Origin of the sequence: Microcoleus sp. AT8-B5 (genome assembly GCF_036705565.1) — a bacterium.
GTDB lineage: Bacteria > Cyanobacteriota > Cyanobacteriia > Cyanobacteriales > Microcoleaceae > Microcoleus.
On record NZ_JAUBUY010000072.1, the window covers coordinates 1 to 24,360 of the forward strand.

The window sequence follows — 24,360 nt, forward strand, 5'->3', positions numbered from 1 at the left end:
AAGCTTGCACACGCGGAGCGTTCAAACCAGTCAAAGTCTTTCTCTGTAAAGGTTTTAGGCTTTTTCGGCAAGCCCTACTTAAACAATACTCTAGCCATAATACTCCTTAATAATATTATTTATCAATAAATTTAGAGGTATTCCTTTAGCTGTTATTTTTGCTAACGAGAGGCCAAACTCCGCTCAAGCGCCAAAAACAGTCATAATCGTGATAAAACGATGTTTTTTCCTACTGATTTACATACCAGAACTCAAATCAGTGAAAATTTTTCTCAAATACCCCTTGACTAAAATACTAAAATTGTTGATTATCTATATCAATAACCTGCGATCGCTTAAAACCCCCCTGGCATCTTTCTCAAGAGGTAAATCGCCGTGACCAGCATGGCAAAATCCTTCCCAGCCGAAGGAAAATCATTTCCCTGGTGGGTCGGCAACGCCGGCTTAATCAACCTTTCGGGCCGTTTGCTCCGTATCCACGTCGCCCACGCCGGCCTCATCGTCTTCTGGGCGGGAGTCTATACCCTATTGGAGTCTAAATTTACATGGATTCTCACGGAAAATATACTTTAGGAGCATCTAAAAAATAGCACGAATAAATAACAGATAATCCATGACAATCCTCGTTCAACTTTTTTATTTTTTCCGACATGAATTTATACAGTGCTAACTCACTCAAAGTCGAACTCAACCAAAGAGGCTGCCGCCTGACTCCCCAGCGAGAAACTATTTTGAGTGTTTTTCAAAATCTGCCACAAGGCAATCATTTAAGTGCGGAAGAATTATACAAGACTTTGCAGAATAAAGGAGAACGAATAGGCTTGTCTACTGTCTACCGAACGCTGCATTTATTAGCAAGAATAGGAATTTTGCGTGAACTAGAATTAGCAGAAGGACACAAACATTACGAACTGAATTTTCCCGAATTGCACCACCACCACCATCTGGTTTGCATTCAGTGTCACAAAACCTTTGAATTTAGCGATGAATCTATTTTAAAAATTGGCAAAAAGCAAGTTGAAAAAGCTGGGGTAGAACTGCTTGACTGTCAGTTAACTGTGCGAGCTGTTTGTTTGGAAGCGCTACGGGAGGGATGGCCTTCTTTGGTACCCAGCAATTGGTTGTGTCCCAGATATCATTCGGAAATGAAGGAGGAAATTAGTTGAGTTGAATCAAATAAACTTCGGCACTTGGTAATTGGTGGTAATTGGTGATTTGTGCTTTTTTATTCGTTATGAGCTGTTAGTTATTAGCACCTAAAAATAACCAATGACAACTGACAACTGACGGCTGACTGCTGAATTCACTTTTGCAATTAAGCAACCTCAGAAGAATCGCAACGTTGGTGTTCCATCCGAAATATGTTAGCGTACAAACTAGCAACAATCTGTTTGCCTTCCTGCGTCAACTGCAAGTAACCGAGAGATTCACTGATGTGAGGATAAATACCGCTCCAGTAAAACTTAGAGTAGCTTTGCAGCAAGTCGCCCGGATGTCGATAGCCCAAAACTTTAGTAGCACCGCTTTCTTCTAACTCGTAAAACAGCGCGCCAATTTTCTGCAAATATTGCGGGTTGCTGAGCTGACCTATCAAGTCAGCACCGCGCACTAAACTAGAGTAATTAACTGCATCCTCGTCTGTGTTACCGTCAAGCACCGAGAAACGAGTCTGTTCTATGTTCTGCTTAATTATCTCAGCATTAATTAGCTTGTGGTTGCCGAAGCGCTCGTCAATGAACAATTTAGCTCTGTCAACTCGGTAAGGAGCTAGGCTGGCCGCCGTTGCACCGGGAGCAAGTGCAATTCTCATGCCATCTTTTCCTGTAGCATATAATCCTTCTGATTCTTGGTCTTGCCGGCAAACTCCTTTGACATATCCGATGTCTTGGCACAGCAAAGAAATGATGAAGTGCAGCCAATCTTCGCAGGAAACTCCGCCCTTGCGAATGTGTTTTCCCCGCAAGATTTCTTGACCGACTAAGCTAATGCAAATGGCGTGTTCTACATTGTGATAAAGAGCGTCGCTGTTGGCGATGTTTTCTAACGCCATTGCCCCCACCCAGGCAATAATGTCAGCATAGTCTGATTTGTAGCCTCCGTAAGTGCGGCTGTAACCGTTCTGAAGTTGTTCGATGAAAGCCTCGATCAGAAGTTCTGTAGAATTAAACATACCCTATCCTTTTACCTTAATATTGCCTTTCCACAGGGGTGCATCTATTTGGGAGTCCTCTAAATTTTATGGATGAGATTTTAGCTCACAACTCCTGCACCCCGTGTGTGTTGTGATCTGTGGATGGCAAGTGGGTAGCAATCTCAAAACTCATTGACGCAGCTACGCCCGGGGACTTACGAAGCAATCTCGCGCCCTGACTCAAAACTCCGAAGCAACTCAGTCCATCACTGACACCCATCCCCGCCGTACTGCATACAGCAGCCTGCTAACAATTTTTCGATCCTCTGAACTTTTTAAACTGTGAGAATTAATTGCGTATTGAATTTGCTGGAACACAGTGCGATCGATCTTACCGGATTTCCAAATGTTCAAGTAAAGTTCGGAAATTGTATATTCAGGAATATAAGCTTTGGTTGTCATCTGCTGTCAACTCAATGTATATTTCTTATTGTCCGGTAATTTTAGATAACTTTATGTGATGTAGATCGGCTATAGACTGTGATGCGATCCCAGGCTGGAGTTAATGCGCCTCTCCTCACAATGGTAATTCGATCGCAAAAGCGCGATATTGCGATCGTCATAAATTTTGCTGACGGCTGTGACAATCATCATAGTTGCGCCTAAATTATAGGATGTCACATACCATTCTCCCGTTGCGCTCGCCCCCTCCCAACTTGCAGCAAGGAAGGAAGTTTGAGCGCGGGTCGCGCAAATTTCTTGCCAAAGAAACACGCGTCGTGTACAATACAGAGTCTGGTATCCTCACTTACCCATAATTATTTTCATTCATCCCGTCCCCCCAGAGGGGAAGGGACTTTCAGTGCGGATACAGCCAAATCACTATATTCAGCAAAAAGCTAGAAATGCCGTAACTCATGCCCACTATTCAGCAACTCATCCGTTCAGCACGGGAACAAACGCAGAAAAAAACCAAATCGCCAGCTCTCAAGAGTTGCCCGCAGCGCCGCGGAGTTTGCACCAGAGTGTACACGACCACCCCGAAAAAACCCAACTCGGCGCTGCGGAAGGTGGCTCGGGTACGGCTGACCTCTGGTTTTGAAGTCACCGCCTACATCCCAGGGATCGGTCACAACTTGCAAGAACACTCGGTAGTAATGATCCGGGGCGGTCGGGTAAAAGATTTGCCCGGAGTTAGATACCACATCATTCGGGGTACATTAGACACCGCTGGGGTGAAAGACCGCAAGCAGGGTCGTTCCAAATACGGGGCCAAGCGTCCTAAAGAGAAAAAATAACACGGAACTCGCCCGATCGTCGGGGTTGGGAAGCAAAAATAAATCCGATCGCGCCGCTCAATTGCACGCTCGATCGTCATAAATCGAAATGTGATCCCAAAACCCCAAACTCAATCATTCAAAATCAAAAATCCCAAATAGAACTATGTCTCGCCGCACAGTTATTCAAAAACGTCCAGTTCCACCAGATCCAACCTACAACAGCCGGTTGGTAAGCATGATGGTGAGACGGATCATGCAGCACGGCAAAAAATCCGTTGCCTCCAGCATCGTCTACGACGCCCTCAAAACCATCCAAGAACGCACAGGGGCTGAACCGTTAGACTTGTTTGAAAAAGCAGTCAAAAACGCGACACCCCTGGTCGAAGTCAAAGCCCGCCGGGTAGGTGGCGCCACCTACCAAGTGCCAATGGAAGTGCGTTCCGATCGCGGTACAACCCTCGCCCTCCGCTGGCTGATCAGATTTGCCCGCGCCCGCACCGGCCGCTCGATGGCCGCCAAGCTAGCCAACGAACTGATGGATGCAGCTAACGAAACAGGGAGTGCTATTCGCAAGCGCGAAGAAACTCACAGGATGGCTGAAGCTAACAAGGCTTTTGCTCACTACCGCTACTAACTGCAACAACTGGCATGGAGAAGAGCGCGATCGTGCGGTATAAAAGCATCGGGTGAGAAATTGGAAAGTGTAATAAGTTTTGAGTGTTGAGATTGCTTCTCTTGGCGCAGTTGCGATTGGTGAAGCAAACTCAAAACTCTCAAAATCAAAATTCATGCACTCAAAATTCATGCACTCTCTGAATCCTCCATGTCGCATCCTTAATATTTTTGTAAACAAATCTTGCAAAAAATATTAAAATGTAACAATAAGCTCCAGAGACTTTTGTAAGTCACTGGGGAGTGCAAAATAGGGTTACTGTGTAGTATAATAGTATTATAACAGCAACACAAGATTAAGGAGGTAGCTGTGGCACGTACCGTCCCGCTAGAAAAAACTCGCAACATCGGCATCGCAGCCCACATAGACGCGGGCAAAACAACAACAACTGAAAGAATTCTGTTCTATTCAGGCATGGTTCACAAAATGGGTGAAGTGCACGAGGGAACAGCAGTCACTGACTGGATGGAGCAAGAGCGGGAGCGGGGAATTACGATTACTGCCGCTGCTATCACCACCAGTTGGAAAGATTACAAAATCAACATCATCGACACTCCCGGACACGTAGACTTCACGATCGAAGTCGAACGCTCGATGCGAGTGCTCGACGGAGTGATCGCAGTGTTCTGCTCGGTAGGGGGAGTGCAGCCGCAATCCGAAACAGTTTGGCGACAGGCTGATCGGTACAAAGTACCGAGGATCGTGTTCGTCAATAAAATGGATCGGATGGGGGCAAACTTCTACAAAGTCTACGGCCAAATTCGCGATCGCATGAGAGCGAACGCCGTACCCATCCAAATCCCGATCGGCAGTGAAGAAAACTTCCGGGGAATTGTAGACTTAGTGCACATGAAAGCCTATATCTACAACAACGACACGGGAACCGACATCGAGGAAGTAGAAATCCCCGATGAAGTAAAGGATCTAGCCGTAGAATACCGCACCAAGCTGATCGAGTCGGTAGCAGAAACCAACGACGCCCTCACGGAGAAATACCTCGAAGGCGAAGAGTTAACGGAAGACGAAATCCGCTTGGCCCTGCGTCATGGCACTGTCGAAGGTACGATCGTCCCCATGTTGTGCGGTTCGGCCTTCAAAAACAAAGGCGTTCAGTTGTTGTTGGATGCAGTCATCGACTATCTGCCGTCGCCCTTGGAAGTCCCTCCAATTCAAGGACTCCTACCCAACGGCGACACAGCAGAGCGGTTTGCCGACGACAACGCCCCGCTGTCAGCTCTGGCATTCAAAATCATGGCTGACCCCTACGGCCGCCTGACCTTTGTTCGCGTCTACTCCGGTATCCTCAAAAAAGGAACCTATGTCCTGAACTCCACCAAAGACAAAAAAGAGCGGGTTTCTCGCCTAATTGTACTCAAAGCGGACGATCGGATAGAAGTTGAGGAACTGCGCGCCGGAGACTTGGGAGCAGCCTTGGGTTTGAAAGACACCTTCACAGGCGACACCCTCTGCGAAGAAGGAGCGCCAGTGATTCTGGAATCTCTGTTTATACCAGAGCCAGTTATCTCGGTGGCTGTCGAACCCAAAACCAAACAAGACATGGAGAAGCTCTCCAAAGCCCTCCAGTCGCTCTCGGAAGAAGACCCCACCTTCCGAGTCAACGTTGACCCAGAAACCAACCAGACAGTCATCGCCGGCATGGGCGAACTGCACCTGGAAATCCTGGTAGACAGGATGCTGCGGGAATTCAAAGTAGAAGCGAACGTGGGTCAGCCACAAGTAGCCTACCGTGAAACCATTCGCAAATCCGTCCGCGCCGAAGGTAAATTTATCCGCCAAAGCGGCGGTAAAGGTCAGTACGGTCACGTCGTGATCGAACTAGAACCCACCGAAGTCGGAAGCGGCTTTGAATTTGTCTCCAAAATTGTTGGTGGCACTGTACCCAAAGAGTACATCGGCCCAGCAGAACAAGGGATGAAAGAAGCGTGCGAATCAGGTATTGTAGCAGGATATCCCGTGATTGACCTCAAAGCTACTATGGTAGACGGGTCTTTCCACGATGTAGACTCCTCAGAAATGGCATTTAAGATCGCCGGTTCAATGGCGATCAAAGAAGCCGTGATGAAGGCGTCTCCAGTGCTGCTAGAGCCTATGATGAAAGTAGAGGTGGAAGTTCCCGAAGATTACATCGGGAACGTCATCGGAGACCTCAACTCGCGTCGGGGTCAGATCGAAGGTCAAGAGACGGATCAGGGGATAGCCAAAGTTTCTGTAAAAGTTCCACTAGCAGAAATGTTTGGTTACGCCACCGACATCCGCTCGAAAACCCAAGGTCGAGGCATCTTCACAATGGAATTCAGCCATTACGAAGAAGTGCCGCGAAACGTGGCTGAAGCCATTATCGCTAAGAACAAAGGGAACTAATGATTTTGGATTTTAGATTTTGGATTTTGGATTGAATCCAAAGTCTAGAATCTAAAATCTCAAGTCTAAAATCGCTAAAAGAAACAAGGAACAGATCAAGAATGGCACGCGCAAAATTTGAACGGAATAAGCCCCACGTAAACATCGGCACGATCGGTCACGTTGACCACGGCAAAACAACTTTGACCGCCGCGATTACGATGACTCTCTCTGCACTAGGTCAAGCAAAGGCTAAGAACTACGCCGACATCGACGCTGCGCCTGAAGAAAAAGCACGGGGTATTACGATTAATACTGCTCACGTGGAATACGAAACCACAGGTCGGCACTATGCCCACGTAGATTGTCCCGGACACGCTGACTATGTGAAAAACATGATCACCGGTGCAGCTCAAATGGACGGCGGCATCCTAGTAGTGTCAGCAGCAGACGGCCCCATGCCTCAAACTCGCGAACACATCCTGCTAGCTAAGCAAGTTGGCGTTCCCAGCTTGGTTGTCTTCTTGAACAAAGAAGACATGGTGGATGATGCTGAACTGTTGGAATTGGTAGAACTGGAAGTTCGCGAACTTTTGAGCTCTTACGATTTTCCGGGCGATGACATCCCCATCGTCACAGGTTCGGGATTGAAAGCTCTCGAAGCGATGCTTGCTAATCCCAAGACTGTCAAGGGCGAAAATGAGTGGGTTGACAAAATCTACAAGCTGATGGAAGAAGTAGATGCTTACATCCCCACCCCAGAACGCGAAGTTGACAAGCCTTTCTTGATGGCAGTTGAAGACGTATTCTCGATTACTGGTCGGGGTACTGTCGCCACAGGCCGGATCGAACGTGGAACTATCAAAGTCGGCGAAACAGTCGAATTGGTGGGTCTTAAGGACACTCGCAGCACTACAGTGACTGGTGTAGAAATGTTCACCAAGTCTCTGGAAGAAGGTTTGGCCGGCGACAACGTTGGTCTACTGCTACGGGGGATTTTAAAGGCGGATATTGAGCGCGGAATGGTGATTGCCAAGCCGAAAAGCATCATGCCTCACACTCAGTTTGAATCTGAAGTGTACATCCTGAAGAAGGAAGAAGGCGGCCGGCACACGCCCTTTTTCTCTGGCTATCGCCCTCAATTCTACGTCCGTACCACTGACGTGACCGGCACGATCGCACAATTCACCGCTGATGACGGTAGTGAAGCAGAAATGGTGATGCCAGGTGACCGGATCAAAATGACTGTTGAGTTGATTCACCCGATCGCGATCGAACAAGGAATGCGCTTCGCTATCCGCGAAGGCGGCCGCACCGTCGGCGCCGGCGTTGTTTCCAAAATCCTCAAGTAGGACTCGCATAACAGCTTAAATAGCAGAAAAGCCGCCAAATGTCAATAGGCTTTTCTGCTATTTAGTGAGTAGTGAGTAGTTATAGGTTAGTGGCCAGTTGTTAGTAGTTATGGGTTAAATGTTCAATAACAGATAACAAATAACAAATGACTGATGACTAATGACTAATGACTAAAAATAAACTGAACCTCGAAAATTCAAGAAACAAAAATGGCAACAATTCAACAACAAAAAATTCGCATCCGCCTCAAAGCTTTCGATCGCCGAATTCTAGACGCATCCTGCGAAAAGATTGTAGATACAGCAAATCGGACAGCAGCCACAGCGATCGGCCCGATTCCCCTACCGACAAAACGACGGATTTACTGCTTGCTGCGATCGCCCCACGTAGACAAAGATTCTCGCGAACACTTTGAAACCCGCACGCACCGCCGGATTATCGACATTCACCAGCCATCGGCAAAAACAATTGACGCTTTGATGAAACTGGATTTGCCCGCCGGCGTAGATATCGAAGTCAAGCTGTAGATTGACTTATCGAAAACTTGAAAAGAAGGAACAAAGATTAAATAAATTGTTCCTTCTTTTTGTTGAAATTTCCCTAGTCATTAGTTATAGCAGAAGGAAGAAGGAAGAAGGAAGAAGGAAGAAGAAAGAAGGAAGAAGGAAGAAGGAAGAAGGAAGAAGGAAGAAGGAAGAAAATCAATCGTTTCAGCCATTAACAACGTCCTAACCGTCTTGGCAGTGGCTATATGAGTTATTAGTTATTAATCAGCAATAATTTTGGCTCCGGCACTAACTTAAATAATTATTCTTAATTAAGGGGGTATCACTACAAAAACCCTCCTTTAGCAGTCGCTATCATCGCCTTCCGCAGCACTGAGTTTAGCAAAAAGGTATATTTAACATTTTGACGAAATAACGCCTTTGTCAAGCTGCCAGCACCGGAGATAGCGAGCAGTCGATCCCGTTGCCAGCGCAAAAGCCCGATCGCTCCTGCCCCGGAATTGCCTTTAATCAGTTAAAGTAAGAAAAATAAGCGCAAGTACCGTCACTTTTGAGCGACAATGGCATCCTCTTCCTCTGTAGCAGTTCGCGAACTCCCCTTATTTCCGTTGCCGGAAGTGGTTCTATTTCCAGGTAGGCCACTCCCACTGCAAATCTTCGAGTTTCGCTATCGAATCATGATGAATACGATTCTGGAGGGCGATCGGCGTTTCGGTGTGCTCATGTGGGACCCCAACCAAAACAAAGTCTCTGCAGTTGGCTGTTGCGCCGAAGTGATTCACTGTCAGCGCCTGCCCGACGATCGCATGAAAATTATGACTCTCGGCCAGCAGCGGTTCCGAGTCCTCGACGCCGTTCGGGAAAAACCCTATTTAGTCGGTCTAGTAGAATGGATCGAAGACGCACCCCCGCAACAAGACCTCAGACCTTTGGGAAAAGATGTCGAACAACTGCTGAGAGATGTAGTTCGCCTCTCCAGCAAATTGATGGATCAGCCGATCGACCTGCCCGAAGACATTCCCAGTTTGCCTACAGAATTGTCCTACTGGGTAGCCAGCTACCTTTACGGTGCAGCGACAGAACAGCAAACTCTTTTAGAATTGCAAGATACTGCTGCGAGATTGGAACGCGAAACCGAAATTTTGACTTCTACTCGCAATCACTTGGCAGCGAGGACTGTACTTAAAGATACCCTCAAGTAGCCAATTTGCCTAGGAAAAAGCACGATCGGTTTGACCTGCATTGAAGAAATAATTACACAAAAATCATTCGATTTTCGATTTTCGATTTTCGATGGGGAATGAGTTATTGAACTAAGGGTTTGGAGATTGCCTACAGTTCCATTCTTTTTTGGAACAGGTATCTGTTTAATTCTTAACTTCAAACAGGTTCGGATAGGTTCCTTATAGCAGTAAATGCTTGTGTTAGAAAATCACGACCAACCGAAACCATACGATGCAGTTAGAGGCGGTCAACTACCACCTCCTGTGGGCGGTGTAGTGCTCGGCGGACTAGCAGGAGTTAAACATCGGCTGTCTAGTTCTGTCAAAGAACATCGAATCGCCGCCCTGAGAGAGACATTGAATTACGGCGATGCCGGCTTAAAAATAGTCATCAAGATTTGTCAAAGCGAAACAGGGCGAGTGCAGCGGGCGGCCTGCGATTTGCTTCGACAAAGGCTGAATTCGATCGCCCGCGAAAAATTACAGGCCTTTGTAGCTTCAAGTTCAGATGCAGAAGCTGAGGTAGACAGCACCGAAAAAATATTAAAGCACTCATCCGGTGCAGTCTCCGAAAAAAATTACGATCGGCAAATGTCCGAAGCACAGTTAATATTTGAGACAATTACGCAGCAAATGCAACCAAATTTGTTGCTATTAGAAGCACTGGTAGCCTCTGTTGAACGGGAAGAATTTACCACCGAACTGATGAATCTTTGGGAACTATTAATCTTAGAAATTCAGGAACCTCTCAAAGAACTGCGTCAGGCTGTTGGCAGTGCGATTTCCGCCCAACTGCGGATTCAGTGGCTGTACAATCAAGCTGAATCTCAAGCCCACCAGTGGCAGCAGCGAGCTTTGCTAGCTCTTCAGACACAGGATAAGAATTCAATCCGCCTCGCCGTGGTTCGCCAGCAGGTTCAAGTTGATCGGGCAGCAGAACTAAAAATTGACTTAGACTACCAAACTGTGCGAGTAGAAACTCTCAATCGCAACTTGCTGGCTTTGGAAAGTAAGATTGCTCAAGCTAATTCCAAGAAAGAGATCCTCAAGATGCAGCTTCATTTTGCTAAGGTACAGCAGCAAATAGACTTCACTTTCAGCCAAGTCAATAGTATATTTTTTAGTCCTTAATTGTCGGATTATTCTGTTATATATTCCGTGAGTTCAAACTTGTCTGACGCAAAAATGTATTGCCCCACTTAAATTTGCCTCATCTAGCTTAGCTCCCTCCAGATTAGCACCGCATAAAAATGCCCCGCTCAAATTAGCACCGCTCAAATCAGCACCGCTCAAATCAGCGCCCTCAAGGTTACTTTCACACAAAAAAGCGTTTCTCAAGTTTGCTCTTCTGAGACTCACTCCCCGCAGTTTAGCGTCGCTGAGATTGGCTTTTTCAAGGTTTGTCTTGTCCAAACAAGCATCTAGGAGGTTCGCCTCCATCAAGTTGGCGTTTTCCAAGTTTGCTCCGCTCAAATTAACACCAATCATTTTGGTGTCGCTCAAGTTGGCGTTTTCCAAGTTTGCTTCAATCAGGTCAGCTCCTGTTAATCTTGCGAAAGTTAGATCGGCTCCGCTTAGGTTAGCCCCATTTAGGCTGGTCATCACTAGGCAAGCATTCTTTAGCTTGGCAGCTATTAAGTTTGCCCCCCTTAAGTTCGCCAAAGCAAAATTGATTTCCTTCAGATTTGCACAGGCTAGATTAATATGAATTAGGAAAGCTTCTCGCAAAAAAGCCTCTTTCAAGTTGGTTTCATGAAAATTTCTTTCTCCGGCTGCGTATCGCTTGAGAAGTTCATCAGCATTCATCTCGCCAGCCTCCTAAGTTTTACTTAAAAATAAATTATACTACTGACAGTACATTGTAGCAACCAAATATTTTTAAAGTTTCGGTGTGATTTTTTAATTCTTCGAGTGCCGATCGAACAAATGCTTCGCAGGCGTTAGCCTCAACGTCCATAAAGAAAATATATTCTCCGAGCGATCGTTTAGTCGGTCTAGATTCAATCCGACTTAAATTAATACCGCGACTGGCAAATACTTGCAAAGGTTTTACCAGTGCTCCCGGCATATTGGCAGGTACGCTGAAAGCTAGTGAGGTATGGGTGCAATTAGACGATGAAGCATCGAGGATCAACTTAGAAGCAGATTGTGTAATGGATTTAAGGGATGAGTGATCCCCTGGTTCTACGTTGGCGATTTCTCCACCACTCCTACTGAGTACCCAAAATCGAGTGTAATTATCGGGATAATCATTAATGGGGTGAGCTAACACTGGCAAATGGTAAAGTTCAGCAGCTCTTGGCGAAGATATCGCTGCTACATTTGTATCTTCCAGATATTGCAATGCTTCCGTGGTTGAATTCGCCGGAATTAATTGGGCTGAGGGAATAAACTGCCCCAACCATACCTGACACTGAGCTAGCGCTTGCGGGTGAGAGTAAACTTTTTTAATCTCGTTAAAATTTTTAGCATTAGACACTAGGGCGTGGGAAATTGGCAAAACTAAGGCGTGTTGAATGCGGAGTTGATCGAGTCGCCACAGTGTATCTAAGGTGACAGTCACGCTGCCTTCGATCGAATTTTCGACGGGCACAACTGAATAATCAACCTGCCCTACGGCAGATGCCTCTAGCGCTTGAGAAATGGTGGAATAAGGACACAGGGTGCATTCCAAGTTAGTTTCCAGGCTCAACCAATTGACATAAGCTAGAGCCGCTGTTTCTGCATTTGTACCAACAGGGCCGAGATGTGCGATCCTCTTCGAGGGCTTCGCTAACGAAATTTTCATTTACAGGCAATTTTAGGTTACAAATGTTTGCTTTACTCTCATCAGCTAGGAAGTATGATGAAAAATTAGCGATGTCCCGAAAGCTTTTATCAGTGATTTCTCGGATGACATTGCTGGGTACACGACTTAGGACGCGACTTATGTCACCCAAAAAAAGGTGATAGTTTATTAAGATATGCTTAGGAATCCTATATTTTGATATTTTCTCATGTATACCCGCTTTAATTCTTCCCAATCCGTTGAGCTCGCCGTACCAGAGGAACGGGTTCCCATTCAACATTATCTGCGTCAGCCGAGGCGACTGGTGAACGCCCTTGTCGATCAAAGTCGCACACAACAGCTAAGCGAGGACTGTTTCCGCTTAAAAATGCGACCGTTACAATTTATGATGCTGAGCATTCAACCCACAGTAGACATGAGGGTGTGGGCCCAGTCGGATGGCACAATCAATTTGGAGTCCGTCGCCTGCGAAATTCGTGGCGTGGGTTATATAAACGATCGCTTTGCTCTCAATCTCAAAGGAAAGCTTTGTGTACACCAAAGCAGCGGGGTAGCATACTTGAGGGGAAAAGCGGATTTGGAAGTGCAAGTAGAATTACCGCCGCCGTTTTGGCTGACGCCCAAACCCATTTTAGAAGCAACGGGGAATGCTTTGCTCAAGAGCGTACTGCTGAGCGTCAAACAGCGGTTGATGCACCAGTTGCTCTTAGATTACCGCCGCTGGGCAAGCAGCGAAAGTGAACTAAGATCGATCGAGATCCCCCCTATCTTATCTTTAGAAGGCTGAAATCCTACTAAAGAAGCTGTTAATTAATGTATAGGGATATTTAGGCACAAATCAGGCAACTTACCACAGTATTACTTAGACGCTCGATTTGGACATCGGGATATTTGTCGGAACGAGCCAGCAGGGATAGATAGCTGCCGCTCAGTCAAGATCGATTTGAGTGATCCCTCCAAGTTCATCGTCTTCGATGATTCCCACGCCCCCCGGCAAAGGAGTTGACTTGTCTTTTGAAACTTCGTCCTTTTGGCGAAATTCGCGCTGCGGTGGCTTGATTATTTTGCCCGGTTGATTCATTGCGCCCACCCGAATCCTGATTTTTGGCCCAGAATTGCCCAAGCGAATTGTCATCCCGTCCACAACGGACACCTGAGCGATCGGTCTATCATCTACATAAGTGCCGTTAGCACCAAAATTAATAATTTCCCAGCCATTAGCGTGATTCCACAGTTCTACGTGGTGGCGGGAAACTACAGCGCTGTAAATAATTACATCATTGTCGTTCGATCGACCGATCCGAACCACCGGTTCTGATTCAAAACACCAACTTTGAACTGGGACAGACTGGATAGGATGTAAAAGAGTTAAGGTAATCACTGATGTTTTGACACTCCACCGCCAGACAGCAACGGGGATACTTCCAGAGAGATTTTTTGGGAGAAAACTGCAAAAAATTTGCTTTTTAAAGGCGTCGTCAGTGGACCACTATTCCCCCTATCTGCCCTAAAAGTCGAACTTTTGGCTGCTTGAGGTATTTGAAGCAACTTTTGAGGGTTAGCTTTTGGCGCAGGGGCAAATTTTTGCGGTACTCGGTAACAACCAAACACGATGTGATAAATCGGGTGAACTTCCCAGTAATGGACAGCGGTTTTAACCGCTTGATTAATTTGGTCTGTGAGGGAGCGATTCTGCCGATGGGTGAGTCGCTCAATTCTATCGGCTAAATAATCCTTTTGCCGCTGATGAACCAGAGAATTTAACTCAGACCCGCGCTGGTTGCACCGCTGATTCGAGTTCTCGGTCGGGCGAGAGTCACTGCTCAACGACTTGCTGTTTATAAAGAAAGAAGTTAACCAATTATTAATCCTGGGGTGTCTAGATAAAATACTTGTGGATTGTATCTGAGATATTGCACCATTCTCAATTACTTGTTTAGGGAGCGGGATCTTGCCTGTTTCACAAGAAAATTCACTCTTTGTGGAACAGGCAAGATGCCTGTTCTTGAGAATAGTGCAAGATGTGAGTTGTATCAAACAGCATAGGTCATTTTGAGTTGCTAACATTTTCCTTATTGATGCAATACCTTTAAAATACAATGCTTTGAGCAGCACTGGAATTTTGAGCGACAAGGCATCAATCTCTCATAGCGAAAATACCGATCGACCTTCCTCGCGCGCGGCCCCCAAATGCGCTCGGCAATTAGTCCCCCGGCGAGCGGGAAGGCCAAACTTCAGCTCAAATCTGACTCAGGCGGCTCCGGATTCGGATCTGGCGGGACAGATTCTTGCCTTTGCCGCTTCAACTCTGCAACTTTTTCTTGAGCTACATCCCTGACTTCGAGAGCTTTATCTTGGAATTTTTCCGCCAGACTTTGAGCGCCCCGCTTCACACCTGCCACATTTTTGAGAGTTCTGTCGAAATCTTCATGTAAAAACTCTGCTACCAGACCGACTTTTTTGTGCAGTCCGTCCGCGTACTGCACGGGTTCCGATACAGCAGCTTCAGAGACGATCGCCCGCTTGCTGCCGATGGTCGAAATAGCTGCCACAGGTAACAAGTAAATGTCGTCTAAAACACCGCGCCAGCCGCTCGATTTAAATAGGTAGTTGGTGACTGAACCCGTGCGGACATCAAATAGGTAGTCAACCACTGCACCTGCCTTATTTCCAGCGTCCGTGAGCACCTCAAGCCCGATCGGACAAACAGCTTGTTCCGGCTGATGAAGTTCCGGCAGTTCCGGGTTAATGGTGACAAAAACATTTTCCCCCACCGTATCTACTTGCGCCCAAGCGAACCAAGTTTTTTTGCTCCCCAAAAGTCCCGACTTGCAAGTAAAGCCGATCGCCCGTTGGGAGTGAGCATCGAGCCAAACCCGATCTACCCTGCCGACCTCTTCCGCCGTTCTGCGGTCGATGGTGCGGCGGCCCTGCAGTTCGCTGCGCCTAACAATCTGTGGTGATGTACTCATAAATAAACTCCTGAGTGCCGCCTTTGAAAAATGTCGATCGTCCAAAGAAGCCGATTTAATATTCTTCTTCCGAATAATGGCGATTATTATCTGCCTGGGTTAACTCGTCCTCTTCCCTGGAAGTGCCAACTTCTTTGTGGTCGGGAACGGGAATCGTGCTCATGTGCACGCCGGCCGAGGGAGCGTGAATTTCCTTAGCCTCCCTGGGCTTGACGCCAAGAAGTCCTAACTGGACGGAGGATTGATTCGGGCCTACGTTGATTTGAATTTTCGGCCCAGAGCGAGCCAAGTGAACGATCAGACCGTCCACAATGGGAACCTTAGCGATCGGCTTACCATCGAGGTAAGTGCCGTTGGTACCTAAATTGATCAGTTCCCAAGTTATGCCGCTGCGCCGCAATTCGATGTGGCGACGAGAAACCACAGCGCTAAAAAGAACGACGTGGTTTTCGGTCGAGCGCCCGATCCGCACGACCTGCTCGTCTTCAAAGATCCAACTGCGGACGGGTATAGACTGGAGTGGATGTAGCAAGGTCAGCTTAATCACATTGGCAGCATTGAGTTTTGGTAGAGCGCCTCAAGATGCGATTTTAGATTTTAGACTTTCGATCGCCCAATCCAAACTCGCTCTAAGAGATTTGAAATAAAAACGTAACCAGGTCTCCTTTGCCCAGAGAGATGCGGTCTCCCGGTCGCAACCGGTGGCGGTTTCCCTTGGGTAGCGGAGTATTGTTGACGTAAGTGCCGTTGGAACTGCCTACATCTTCTAGGTAGCAAGCATCTCCCTCCACCCGGAGATTTGCGTGTACCCGAGAAACTATCTCAGAATTAGCAAATCCCGAAACATCAATATCCGGCGGCACTAAGTCATTTGGCTTGCCTATGTGAACCACAGCCAGACTGTGAGGCAATTCCATCGGGGTATTTGTCTGAACGTGTAGCAGGCGCGCGGACTGCTGTTGCAGTTGAGTTTTAGCTACACCTGCTGGCTGCAGGTCCGGAACCGGAGGAGAGATAGTTACTGGTGTTGCCACCGATTCAGTTGTAACAGGAACCGAGGGCGAAGGCGGGGGATCTGGAATCGTCGGAATGCTGGCGGTAGTTTTTTCCAAGTTGAGCCCCTTATTCAGGGTAACTAGAGGTTCCATTGCCATCAGAGGATCGGGTGGCACTAAATCGGGCGCCGGTGACGATACCACTGTGGGGCCTACAGGCGAGGGGGACGTTACTGTCACCTCAACTTCTGGAACTATGGATATGGAACCCGGACGCAAGTTAAAGCCACACTGGCCGCAAAATGCTGCATCTGTCTGAACTGCTGCACCGCAGTTCGAGCAACTTGCGGTAGCAGGTAAAGGCGTGTAGCAAGCCTCACACTGGCTGGCCCCGTCGGGGTTCTGGTGATTGCAATTGGGACAGACAATCATCGATTTCTCCTTGCTATCGGCCAGATTTTCAAATCAGCCTCATCAAAAGTCCTTGGGTCTGAAACCCCGTCCTTACAGGACGGCTTTACATTGAATTGAATCCCCTTGCGGGGTAGGGGGGGTATGGTTGCCCCCCCGTGAGGATATGGTTGTCCTCAATCTCCCATTTCTGGGGTAAAGTTAGCACGCGCCTTTGTTTAGGGAGCTTGCGCCGGCTAGCAGCACTGTTCCAGTTACCTGAGAACTGTTTAACCACTAGCGACAGAGCAAGGGACTAGCTTCGTATCAAGCGGGTGTCGTGACTCACAAAACGTAGTCAGTTAAGACGCTTGGCCCGTCAGAATGGCTTGTTAGATTTCTCTTTCAAGCCTCATGCCGTCAGGGCTGAGGTTCCTGACAAAAATACTCGTCGTGTATATGGTCAAATTTTAACTTTAACCGCCACAATTCTTATATTGCTTCTAATACTAGCAACTGAGCTGACGCCGTGACGTTAGCTGTGATGGGCAAGATTGAGTTAGTGATAATGCTGACTGTGTTGGCACGCTTGCGACTCTATGGGCTATTTTACTGCTGCGCCAGCCGCCGCATCGAGGAGCCACCAAAGCTCGCCCTCTGGTTGAACGAGTCTGGCTGGATAAGTCATTTCGTCGGCTGCGGGGGCAAAAATTTGAGCAAGGGCGGGTTGTTTGCTGGCTCCTGCGACCATGAAGATGACGCACCGGGCCCGGTTGATTAAGGGGACTGTAAAGGTAATGCGGGGTTGACCGTCTTTGTTGCCGACAGTTACTAGGGCATCCCGGACTTCCAAGGCTGCTGTGCCGGGAAATAGAGAGGCTGTGTGGGCGTCGTCTCCTATGCCCAATAAAATGATGTCGAAGGCAGGAAACTCGCCGTCGGATACTTTGAAGAACTGCTGTAATTCGGTTTGGTGCGCCTCCGCGTCGGCTGCGGGGTCGCCGGCGCCTGTGGGCATGGGGTGGATGTTGCTGGCGGGGATATTCACTCGATCGAGCCACGCGAGGCGCGCCATTTTTTGATTGCTGTCTGGGTGTTCTGGGGGAACGTAGCGTTCGTCGCCCCAGAAAACGTGAATTTTGTCCCAAGCCAGGTCTTGGGCTGCGATCGATCTGTATAGGGGTTCTGGTGTGCTTCCGCCCGCTGCGGCGATCGTACAAAGTCCGCGTTCTGCTATGGCTTCTGAGATTTTCGACAGCACAATATCGAGCGATCGATCTATTAGTTGTTCCCGATTTGCTAATACTTCAACTACTTTTTTCATTAATTTCCTCTCAACTTTACTTGGGTGTTGTTCTCACCAATTGCCAATTTTACCTTGACATTTTGGTTTGAGGTCGATCGGCTGACAGACCCGGCAGGCCGCGCACCGCATCCCATAAGATTTTATCATGTTATGCCCCTTGATTTAAGGAAAGCAAGACTTATTTCTACCAGTGCTTTATGGATTTTCACCGGTTGCATTGAGCTGTCGCAACTTTCAATCAAAAGTTCGATCGTACTCGGAGCATCTGGGCCGAAAGTAAAAAGCGTTTTTTGGGACTCCGAGCCGTCCCGCACAGCAAAGTCTATAAATATAGCCAGCCGGACGATCGCACACCGACAGTAAAAGCCAAACCGAGATGCTCCCGATCGCACTTACGCCGACATAGCAAAAATAATCAAGATTGATGTGGTAGACTAGGAAAAATAGTTTTAAATCCGCACGCTCGGAAGGAAGCAAAACTATGTCAATTTTTAAGCGATTTCCTACATCAGTCCGCTATCTAATAGCGCGGTTGCGCCACTGGACGCAACCGGCGGTTTGGGCTCCCTTAGCCGTGCTGTGTGCAGGGGGATTATTTATCTGGGAGGTCTCTGTAAATCCAGAAAGGTTGAGTATAGATGGCGAAGAAGAACCAGCCTCAAACACTCCAGCTTCGCTATCGGGACTATCTGCTGAAGATACCGCCATTGCCGCTGAAATCGACAGCTCACCAGTGCTAGTCAATCAGTTTAATGGATCTACTGCTTCTGAGCTGAACTTGTTAAATTCATCAGTAGTAAAAAGCAAAGGTTTATTCGAGGAACTTCGAGATCGGGACTTAGAAACTCCTCAGCCATCTTCAGCACCCAAGCAGGTAGGAAGCAGCGGATTTTTCTCCTTGCCAAATTTAGCAAATCCTGCTGTCGAGGCCGGAAACAATAACCCCCAAAATTCCAGCTTGCCAAGTTCAAACGCAACATCAGCATTGAGTTTATCTAGCAGCGAGAGACTAACTTCCGGGATAAAAACGATTAAGCCTGAGTCTGGGGGTACAGCGACAGCAATTTTATCCGAGGCGTCTAGCGATGCTAATTCAGGTAAACAAAACGAAAATTCTCTGCCTTTGAGTCCGCTGCAAGCAGCTATGAAAAAATACGTCGTTGCTAACACTTCGCCAACGGCGGCTTCGGATGAGAAAACAGCAGAATCGGCTAAATTGCTCGATCGACCGGCTTCCGATCCTGCTGCAGGAAATGCGACAAATTTGCTCCCAACGACCGCTACAGCTCAAGGAGGAGCAAATCCTGTGAATGTTCCCACAGCACTTCTGCCACTTGTGGCTCCGACAAATACTGCGAGCAAGGAATCTCAAGAATTCTTAAAACCGACAGCTACAGTCCCTGAATCATCGGCGGGGTTAACTTCCAGAGTACCGAACCTCCCGGAAATTAATGCAGGGGCTGCAACGGTGGCTTTGCCGAAAAATCCCTACCAAACTGATTTATCTGGTTCCGGCTTCGCACCAGAAGTTCAACCTGTGGCACTTCCAGTAGCCATACCTTCGCCAACGCCTCTACTTCCGAATGTCAGTCCATCTCCCTTTCCGAATGGGATTGGGGGAAGCAAGATAATTAACCCTCAATTCTCTCCCAATTCAGCGAATTCTCAATTTCAAACACCTCCACCGAGTCAGCTTAATTTACCACAGCAGCCTAACTTTGGAGTTGTTCCCCAAAATACCAATCAGGGCGTGCAGCCCATTCAACCTCAAACTTTTGCTACACCAGGCTCCCTGGCTCCGGGACGCTACATTGGCGGTGGCGAAATCAATACTTTTTCTAATCCTTAAATGATGGAAGTTCGGCCACGAAAACGATATTATCAATTCCCAATTCCCAATTCCCAATGTTATTGGTAAAACTTACCTAGCGGCAGCCCGCACCAACAACAATCCCCCGATTCCCAAACCAAACACGATGGGCAGCCAAGCCGAAAGAATCGGAGTCAAAACAGCTTTCACGCCCATAGAACTGGTGATGAAAGAAAATACGTAGTAAGTAAAAATCACAACTACGCTAATACCAAAACTCGTTCCTCGACCGGAGCGGCGCGGTTGAGTTCCCAAAGCAGCTCCCACTAAACCAAATACCATGCACACGAAAGGAAAAGCATATTTTTCTTGAATTCGCACCTTTAATTTGCGAATTTGCGGTTCGTCGCCACTGTTTTTAAGGATATCCAAACGCTCTAAAGCTTGGGCAATGTTCATTTCCTTGAAATCCCGCGCTCTCGCAGCTAAATCTAAGGGCGTGCGGGGCAGTTGCAACTGCTGGTGTTGAAACCTAACTATATTGCGGTAAGAGCCATCAGGAGCTACTATATAAGCGGTTCCGTTGAAAAAATCCCAGGTATTTTCTGAGGCATTCCAAGTAGCGGATTCTGAAGAAACGATTTGATTGAGGCCTGGGGTGGAGCGATCGATAATTGTTAAACCTTTCATTTGCTGGCCGTCAAATTGTTCTGCATAAAAAAAGCGGGCCAGGATTTCGTCGCCGCCTTTTTCTGGTTTGCGAAATTCTGTGTAGATAATATTTCTATCTTGAAATATGGGTTTTTCTCGCTTCAGGGCTCTGTCTAAAGTCAGAGTTGCTCTGTAGCTGGCGGCGGGTACAACTAACTCTTGCAAACCAAAAGTTAAACCTGCAACAATTAAACTCATTATCACAGCAGGCAGTATCAATCGGTACACGCTAACTCCGCAACTGCGGAGGGCGATGAGTTCGCTGTCGCTTGACATTCGGCTGTAGGCCATTAAGGTTGCTAGCAGCATTGACATGGGGAAAGCCAATACTACGAAGTAGGGAATTTGCAGGAGAAAAATTTCTATGGCTGCGCCGTAGGGGAGGCCGGATTCTGCTACTCTGCGGACTAATTCAAATAAGGCTCCAACTGTGACGGCGACGGATGTAAAGAGTCCAACGCCAAATAAAAATGGGCCGATTAGTTCTTTGGTAATGTACCAGTCCATTACGGAAATTCTCGGCAGCCAGTTGATGGGATTCAAAGAATTGGATATTGCTATTTTCATAGTTTGGGATTTTTGCAGTTTGCTCCTCAATCTAACATCTCAAATCTAAAATTCTACCGTTTGCCGAATGCCTTCAAAAGACTATCGCACGAAGTTGTCACCTAAGTAATACTGTCGCACTAAAGGGTTGCTGTAGAGTTCTTCTTCAGCCCCGGAGGCTAAAATTTGGCCGTCTCGCATGATGTAGGCTCGATCGGTAATTTCGAGGGTTTCTCGGACGTTGTGATCTGTGATGAGGATGCCGATTTTACGATCGCGCAGTTTAGCAATAATGGTTTGAATTTCGTCTACGGCGATTGGATCGACGCCTGCAAACGGTTCGTCTAAAAATAGGAACATCGGCCCGTCTCGCCCTGCGGCTAAGGCTCTGGCCAGTTCAGTCCGTCGTCTTTCTCCCCCCGATATTTGAATTCCCAAACTGGATGCTATTTTTTCTAAGCGAAATTCTTGCAATAGGAAATCGACTCGCTCGCGCCATTCCCAGCGTGGCACTTGAGTTTGTTCTAGGACTAACAAAATGTTGTCCCGCACGCTCATGTTTCGGAAAATGCTTGCTTCTTGAGCGAGATAGCCAATTCCCAAATGTGCTCGCTGGTGCATCGCCAATTTAGTGATGTCTAAATCGTTTAGCCAAACGGTGCCTTGATTTGGTTTTTCTAATCCGGTTGCTATGTAAAATGTTGTGGTTTTGCCGGCACCGTTGGGGCCGAGTAATCCTACGATTTCTCCTTGGGCTACTGACAGGTTGACGCGGCTGACTACATTGCGTTTTCCGTAGGACTTGTGAATATTTTCGAGTACAATTTTCATTTTCGCTCCCGGCAACCTCTACAAGCTCAATTTCAGACTGCAGCTTTGTGCGATCGAGTCTCTAATTTAAATTTTACCTTTTCAAGTTTGTGAGTTTTATAAAGACGAAATTTCGCATCTATCCCAAGTAGTAGGTTTTGGCTGAGGCGAAATTTCGCTGCTGCAAGCCACTGTTACCGGGGGGCTGTAGTTGGACGTGGGGATCCCAATGTATTTTGGGCTGCCGCATCTTGTTCGGGGGCAACCAGATAAACAGATTCTACCTGTCCTGGGTTGTCTGGGAGGGCAATAAACCGCCCTTCGTCGATGAGGTATGTTATGGTTTCGCCGCGCAGGCTGTTGCCCTGCTGCAATACGTAAACATCTCCGCTGAGAATGATCCGGCGCTCGCGGCTGAAATATTGAGCTTGAGCCGCAGTTGCTTGTATTTGGCGGGCTGGATAGTTGATTTGGACGTTGCCGCGGGCTGTCACGATGCCGGTTTTGGAGTCGGCTTCTTGAATGTCCGATCGCACGCTGAGAGTGCGGGGCGGCCCGGCTTGCGGGTAGGTGGGAGAGGCGATCGCGCCTGCCAGAGTGAGGGGCAACAGCAGCGATAATCCTTTGAATATTCGGGAATTGAGTAGTTTAGCGGAGGACATCATAAGCTTGGAGTCTCAATATTTGTGAAATTGCTGAAGGGCATTATCTCCAGTTAGATATTTTATCTTAACGGTCAGAAAGATTCCCGTGAGGTCGATCGATTGACCCGATAGTCTCAACCAATTATCCTAGCAAGACAACAGCGAATTTAATTGGCTATTTTGCTCAGTGGCTGCAACTGTCTTAACCGGGAACGGGCAAGATGCTCCTTCCACAGCAAATAAATCTGCTTGTGCAGCGGGCAAGAAAGCCAGCCCTCCTCTGTGTAGAGGCCAAGTATACTGCACCCTAATACAAACATTTATTTAACTTTTATTTAACTTTTTGGTACTTTGATAATTCGCGGCAATTGCAAGCCTGCAACTTCTGTACCTGCGAATAAAGGTAAAAAATCAGCAACTGTTTCCGGGCCAGCTTGTTGCAAAGCGCTCAAAAGTTTAGCACTTTGTCCGAGCAAGTCTTCAACTGCAATTCCAGCATAACTAGGCTGATAATAACTGAGCCGATTTATTCCTTCTCCCAGCAAGATTACTGCACCGCGCCAGTTTTGATTTCCTAAGTGATAAAGCGCGACGGCAATTTGCAATATTCCCTGATAAAACCTTTTTTCTGGGTCGCCAGCTTCCATCCACAAAGCCTCTAGAGTGTCGTGACAAGCATAAAAGTCTTGACTGTTAAACTGTTCGATACCTTGCCAAAAGTCGATGGGGATTTCCTCTGTCATTCGATTGGAGATTGGGGATTTTCGATGGCGGATGTGTGTTTGAGTAGGCGGCGATCGATTTTGGTTAAATAGCTAAGTCTTAAAAATAGGAAAAATAACGACCTCTTTTCAAAACTACTGCCATTTCACGACCGCCTACTTAACTAATTACATAGTATCTCTGACCGCTTGAATCTGATCCATTCCTATTTCCTGATTTGTTCCAGCGAAATCGTTATCTGGCGTCAGAAATAACATACAGTGACACTCTTTGCGCTCGCGCATGGGAATGCAGGGACAGTTCCAGTAGGCGGCTTTTACTTCGGCTTCTTTATCTTCGTAATGGCGACAAGGGCATAAGGGAGCGCCTAGTTCATCCTTGTGTTTTGCTAGTCCTTCTATCACGACAGCAGTGACGGAAGGTTCGGAACAAAAGTAAGTTCCCGTGCGCTTGGCGTAGGTTTCGGAGAAATTCTTCATTGCCTCCAAAGTTTTTTCGTTGGATAGTTTAGATTTTTCTGTTGTGTTCATAGTTTAGGATCGGAGTTGAGGATGCTACGAGCTTTTGACAATTGTAGCGCAGAATGTGATTTTAAACACTGGTATATTTCTGTTTAGTTACAAGGAAGAAAACCTTGACAAAGATTGAGTTTTAGGTTGTTGGTTTTTTAGTGGTTTTTGTCTATCCCGGAGGGTGGGGGAAACTGGCGGGAGAGCGAGTTTTTGGAGCTACCAAAAGATTTGGGCGATCGATCGCCCTCAACTATCATCCCCCAAAGGGGATAAAAATCGGCTAAGATAGCACGGCGCTCTTTCTGTGACGGCTATAGGCACGGCATCTGATGGCAACTTCCCCGAACCGCACCGGCACAGGCGATCGAAAATCTCCTGCTTCTGGGCTGATTTGGCCGGCTGACACCGAGTTAGTCGCATTAGTGCTTGAATTGACTCCCGGCGCTGCTAGCCATCTGTACGCGCAGTATGCTATAGGTTTGCACGCTTGGTTTTTAGGTCAAGTACACCAAACTGACCCGGATTTATCGAAACTTTTGCGCGATTAACAGTCAATCGATTTTAGATTTTAGATTTTAGATTTTAGATTTTAGATTTTAGATTTTAGATTTTAGATTTTAGATTTT

General features: G+C 47.2%; 28 protein-coding genes and 1 pseudogene. 15 read left to right on the forward strand and 14 right to left on the reverse strand.

Going from position 1 to position 24,360, the window contains the following annotated elements; translation table 11 throughout:
* Positions 1 to 384: 384 nt before the first annotated feature.
* Together QUB39_RS28265 and QUB39_RS28270 are read left to right on the forward strand one after the other, a co-directional pair.
* Positions 385 to 534: pseudogene (locus QUB39_RS28265) on the forward strand (chlorophyll a/b binding light-harvesting protein); the annotation flags it as partial.
* Positions 535 to 650: 116 nt separating this feature from the next.
* Entirely contained in the window at positions 651 to 1,166 is a 516-nt protein-coding gene (locus tag QUB39_RS28270) for a transcriptional repressor (RefSeq protein ID WP_333058220.1), read from the forward strand.
* A gap of 149 nt (positions 1,167 to 1,315) precedes the next feature.
* Here the strand turns inward: QUB39_RS28270 and QUB39_RS28275 are convergent, their stop codons facing one another.
* Positions 1,316 to 2,170 carry an Npun_R2479 family HD domain-containing metalloprotein gene (locus QUB39_RS28275; protein ID WP_333058221.1) on the reverse strand — a complete coding sequence of 285 codons (855 nt, stop codon included), beginning with the start codon at positions 2,168 to 2,170 and terminating at the stop codon, positions 1,316 to 1,318.
* Positions 2,171 to 2,389: 219 nt separating this feature from the next.
* Positions 2,390 to 2,593 carry a hypothetical protein gene (locus tag QUB39_RS28280; protein WP_333058222.1) on the reverse strand — a complete coding sequence of 68 codons (204 nt, stop codon included), beginning with the start codon at positions 2,591 to 2,593 and terminating at the stop codon, positions 2,390 to 2,392.
* 78 nt (positions 2,594 to 2,671) lie between these two features.
* Between QUB39_RS28280 and QUB39_RS28285 the strand changes: the two genes are divergently transcribed.
* The 9 genes from QUB39_RS28285 (at position 2,672) to QUB39_RS28325 (ending at position 10,658) form a co-directional block, all read left to right on the forward strand.
* On the forward strand, positions 2,672 to 2,797 hold the full coding sequence (locus QUB39_RS28285; RefSeq protein WP_333058223.1) for a hypothetical protein: 126 nt from the start codon (positions 2,672 to 2,674) through the stop codon (positions 2,795 to 2,797).
* Positions 2,798 to 3,048: 251 nt separating this feature from the next.
* Positions 3,049 to 3,429, forward strand: a complete 381-nt coding sequence (rpsL, locus tag QUB39_RS28290; RefSeq protein WP_006632197.1) for a 30S ribosomal protein S12 — start codon at positions 3,049 to 3,051, stop codon at positions 3,427 to 3,429.
* A 145-nt stretch (positions 3,430 to 3,574) separates the two neighbouring features.
* Entirely contained in the window at positions 3,575 to 4,045 is a 471-nt protein-coding gene (rpsG, locus tag QUB39_RS28295) for a 30S ribosomal protein S7 (RefSeq protein WP_006632196.1), read from the forward strand.
* A gap of 348 nt (positions 4,046 to 4,393) precedes the next feature.
* Complete coding sequence (gene fusA / locus QUB39_RS28300; RefSeq protein ID WP_333058224.1) at positions 4,394 to 6,466, forward strand: elongation factor G; 2,073 nt, start codon at positions 4,394 to 4,396, stop codon at positions 6,464 to 6,466.
* 101 nt (positions 6,467 to 6,567) lie between these two features.
* Positions 6,568 to 7,797, forward strand: a complete 1,230-nt coding sequence (tuf, locus tag QUB39_RS28305; RefSeq protein ID WP_190660866.1) for an elongation factor Tu — start codon at positions 6,568 to 6,570, stop codon at positions 7,795 to 7,797.
* A gap of 210 nt (positions 7,798 to 8,007) precedes the next feature.
* Positions 8,008 to 8,325, forward strand: coding sequence for a 30S ribosomal protein S10 (rpsJ, locus tag QUB39_RS28310; protein WP_006632193.1), 318 nt, complete (start codon positions 8,008 to 8,010; stop codon positions 8,323 to 8,325).
* 1 nt (position 8,326) lies between these two features.
* Positions 8,327 to 8,530: a hypothetical protein gene (locus tag QUB39_RS28315; protein WP_333058225.1), complete on the forward strand. Its 204-nt coding sequence runs from the start codon at positions 8,327 to 8,329 to the stop codon at positions 8,528 to 8,530.
* A 334-nt stretch (positions 8,531 to 8,864) separates the two neighbouring features.
* Positions 8,865 to 9,506 carry an LON peptidase substrate-binding domain-containing protein gene (locus QUB39_RS28320; RefSeq protein ID WP_015174045.1) on the forward strand — a complete coding sequence of 214 codons (642 nt, stop codon included), beginning with the start codon at positions 8,865 to 8,867 and terminating at the stop codon, positions 9,504 to 9,506.
* Between the two features lie 213 nt (positions 9,507 to 9,719).
* Positions 9,720 to 10,658 (forward strand): PspA/IM30 family protein, encoded by a 939-nt coding sequence (locus QUB39_RS28325; protein ID WP_333058226.1) that lies wholly within the window; start codon positions 9,720 to 9,722, stop codon positions 10,656 to 10,658.
* A gap of 33 nt (positions 10,659 to 10,691) precedes the next feature.
* On the opposite strand, the gene QUB39_RS28330 is transcribed toward QUB39_RS28325, so the two are convergent.
* Entirely contained in the window at positions 10,692 to 11,333 is a 642-nt protein-coding gene (locus QUB39_RS28330; RefSeq protein WP_333058227.1) for a pentapeptide repeat-containing protein, read from the reverse strand.
* Positions 11,334 to 11,367: 34 nt separating this feature from the next.
* A complete protein-coding gene (gene pheA, locus QUB39_RS28335; RefSeq protein ID WP_333058228.1) occupies positions 11,368 to 12,315 on the reverse strand; it encodes a prephenate dehydratase in 948 nt (315 codons plus the stop codon).
* Positions 12,316 to 12,523: 208 nt separating this feature from the next.
* Between pheA and QUB39_RS28340 the strand changes: the two genes are divergently transcribed.
* Entirely contained in the window at positions 12,524 to 13,102 is a 579-nt protein-coding gene (locus QUB39_RS28340) for a DUF1997 domain-containing protein (protein WP_333058229.1), read from the forward strand.
* A gap of 141 nt (positions 13,103 to 13,243) precedes the next feature.
* On the opposite strand, the gene QUB39_RS28345 is transcribed toward QUB39_RS28340, so the two are convergent.
* The 5 genes from QUB39_RS28345 to pgl all read right to left on the reverse strand — a co-directional run bounded on the left by QUB39_RS28345 (position 13,244) and on the right by pgl (position 17,996).
* Complete coding sequence (locus QUB39_RS28345; protein ID WP_333058231.1) at positions 13,244 to 13,696, reverse strand: FHA domain-containing protein; 453 nt, start codon at positions 13,694 to 13,696, stop codon at positions 13,244 to 13,246.
* A gap of 853 nt (positions 13,697 to 14,549) precedes the next feature.
* Positions 14,550 to 15,287, reverse strand: coding sequence for a PRC-barrel domain-containing protein (locus QUB39_RS28350; protein ID WP_333058232.1), 738 nt, complete (start codon positions 15,285 to 15,287; stop codon positions 14,550 to 14,552).
* 55 nt (positions 15,288 to 15,342) lie between these two features.
* On the reverse strand, positions 15,343 to 15,834 hold the full coding sequence (locus tag QUB39_RS28355) for an FHA domain-containing protein (RefSeq protein ID WP_333058233.1): 492 nt from the start codon (positions 15,832 to 15,834) through the stop codon (positions 15,343 to 15,345).
* 82 nt (positions 15,835 to 15,916) lie between these two features.
* Entirely contained in the window at positions 15,917 to 16,714 is a 798-nt protein-coding gene (locus tag QUB39_RS28360; RefSeq protein ID WP_333058234.1) for an FHA domain-containing protein, read from the reverse strand.
* A 562-nt stretch (positions 16,715 to 17,276) separates the two neighbouring features.
* Complete coding sequence (pgl, locus tag QUB39_RS28365; RefSeq protein ID WP_333058235.1) at positions 17,277 to 17,996, reverse strand: 6-phosphogluconolactonase; 720 nt, start codon at positions 17,994 to 17,996, stop codon at positions 17,277 to 17,279.
* Positions 17,997 to 18,050: 54 nt separating this feature from the next.
* Here pgl and QUB39_RS28370 point away from each other — a divergent pair, with 54 nt between their 5' ends.
* Both QUB39_RS28370 and QUB39_RS28375 read left to right on the forward strand, forming a co-directional pair.
* Positions 18,051 to 18,341 carry a hypothetical protein gene (locus tag QUB39_RS28370; protein WP_333485210.1) on the forward strand — a complete coding sequence of 97 codons (291 nt, stop codon included), beginning with the start codon at positions 18,051 to 18,053 and terminating at the stop codon, positions 18,339 to 18,341.
* Positions 18,342 to 18,459: 118 nt separating this feature from the next.
* On the forward strand, positions 18,460 to 19,827 hold the full coding sequence (locus QUB39_RS28375) for a hypothetical protein (protein WP_333485211.1): 1,368 nt from the start codon (positions 18,460 to 18,462) through the stop codon (positions 19,825 to 19,827).
* A 72-nt stretch (positions 19,828 to 19,899) separates the two neighbouring features.
* On the opposite strand, the gene QUB39_RS28380 is transcribed toward QUB39_RS28375, so the two are convergent.
* The 5 genes from QUB39_RS28380 to QUB39_RS28400 form a co-directional block, all read right to left on the reverse strand.
* Positions 19,900 to 21,066 (reverse strand): LptF/LptG family permease, encoded by a 1,167-nt coding sequence (locus tag QUB39_RS28380; RefSeq protein WP_333264167.1) that lies wholly within the window; start codon positions 21,064 to 21,066, stop codon positions 19,900 to 19,902.
* An 81-nt stretch (positions 21,067 to 21,147) separates the two neighbouring features.
* The gene (gene lptB, locus QUB39_RS28385) at positions 21,148 to 21,876 is read right to left on the reverse strand and encodes an LPS export ABC transporter ATP-binding protein (protein ID WP_333034782.1); all 729 of its coding nucleotides are present in this window, start codon (positions 21,874 to 21,876) and stop codon (positions 21,148 to 21,150) included.
* Positions 21,877 to 22,049: 173 nt separating this feature from the next.
* The gene (locus QUB39_RS28390; RefSeq protein WP_333058238.1) at positions 22,050 to 22,520 is read right to left on the reverse strand and encodes an LptA/OstA family protein; all 471 of its coding nucleotides are present in this window, start codon (positions 22,518 to 22,520) and stop codon (positions 22,050 to 22,052) included.
* Between the two features lie 314 nt (positions 22,521 to 22,834).
* On the reverse strand, positions 22,835 to 23,242 hold the full coding sequence (locus tag QUB39_RS28395) for a DUF309 domain-containing protein (protein ID WP_333058239.1): 408 nt from the start codon (positions 23,240 to 23,242) through the stop codon (positions 22,835 to 22,837).
* A gap of 147 nt (positions 23,243 to 23,389) precedes the next feature.
* Positions 23,390 to 23,752, reverse strand: a complete 363-nt coding sequence (locus tag QUB39_RS28400) for a ferredoxin-thioredoxin reductase catalytic domain-containing protein (protein WP_172186333.1) — start codon at positions 23,750 to 23,752, stop codon at positions 23,390 to 23,392.
* Positions 23,753 to 24,063: 311 nt separating this feature from the next.
* On the opposite strand from QUB39_RS28400, the gene QUB39_RS28405 reads away from it, so the two are divergent.
* Entirely contained in the window at positions 24,064 to 24,282 is a 219-nt protein-coding gene (locus QUB39_RS28405) for a hypothetical protein (protein ID WP_333264165.1), read from the forward strand.
* The last annotated feature ends 78 nt before the right edge of the window (positions 24,283 to 24,360 follow it).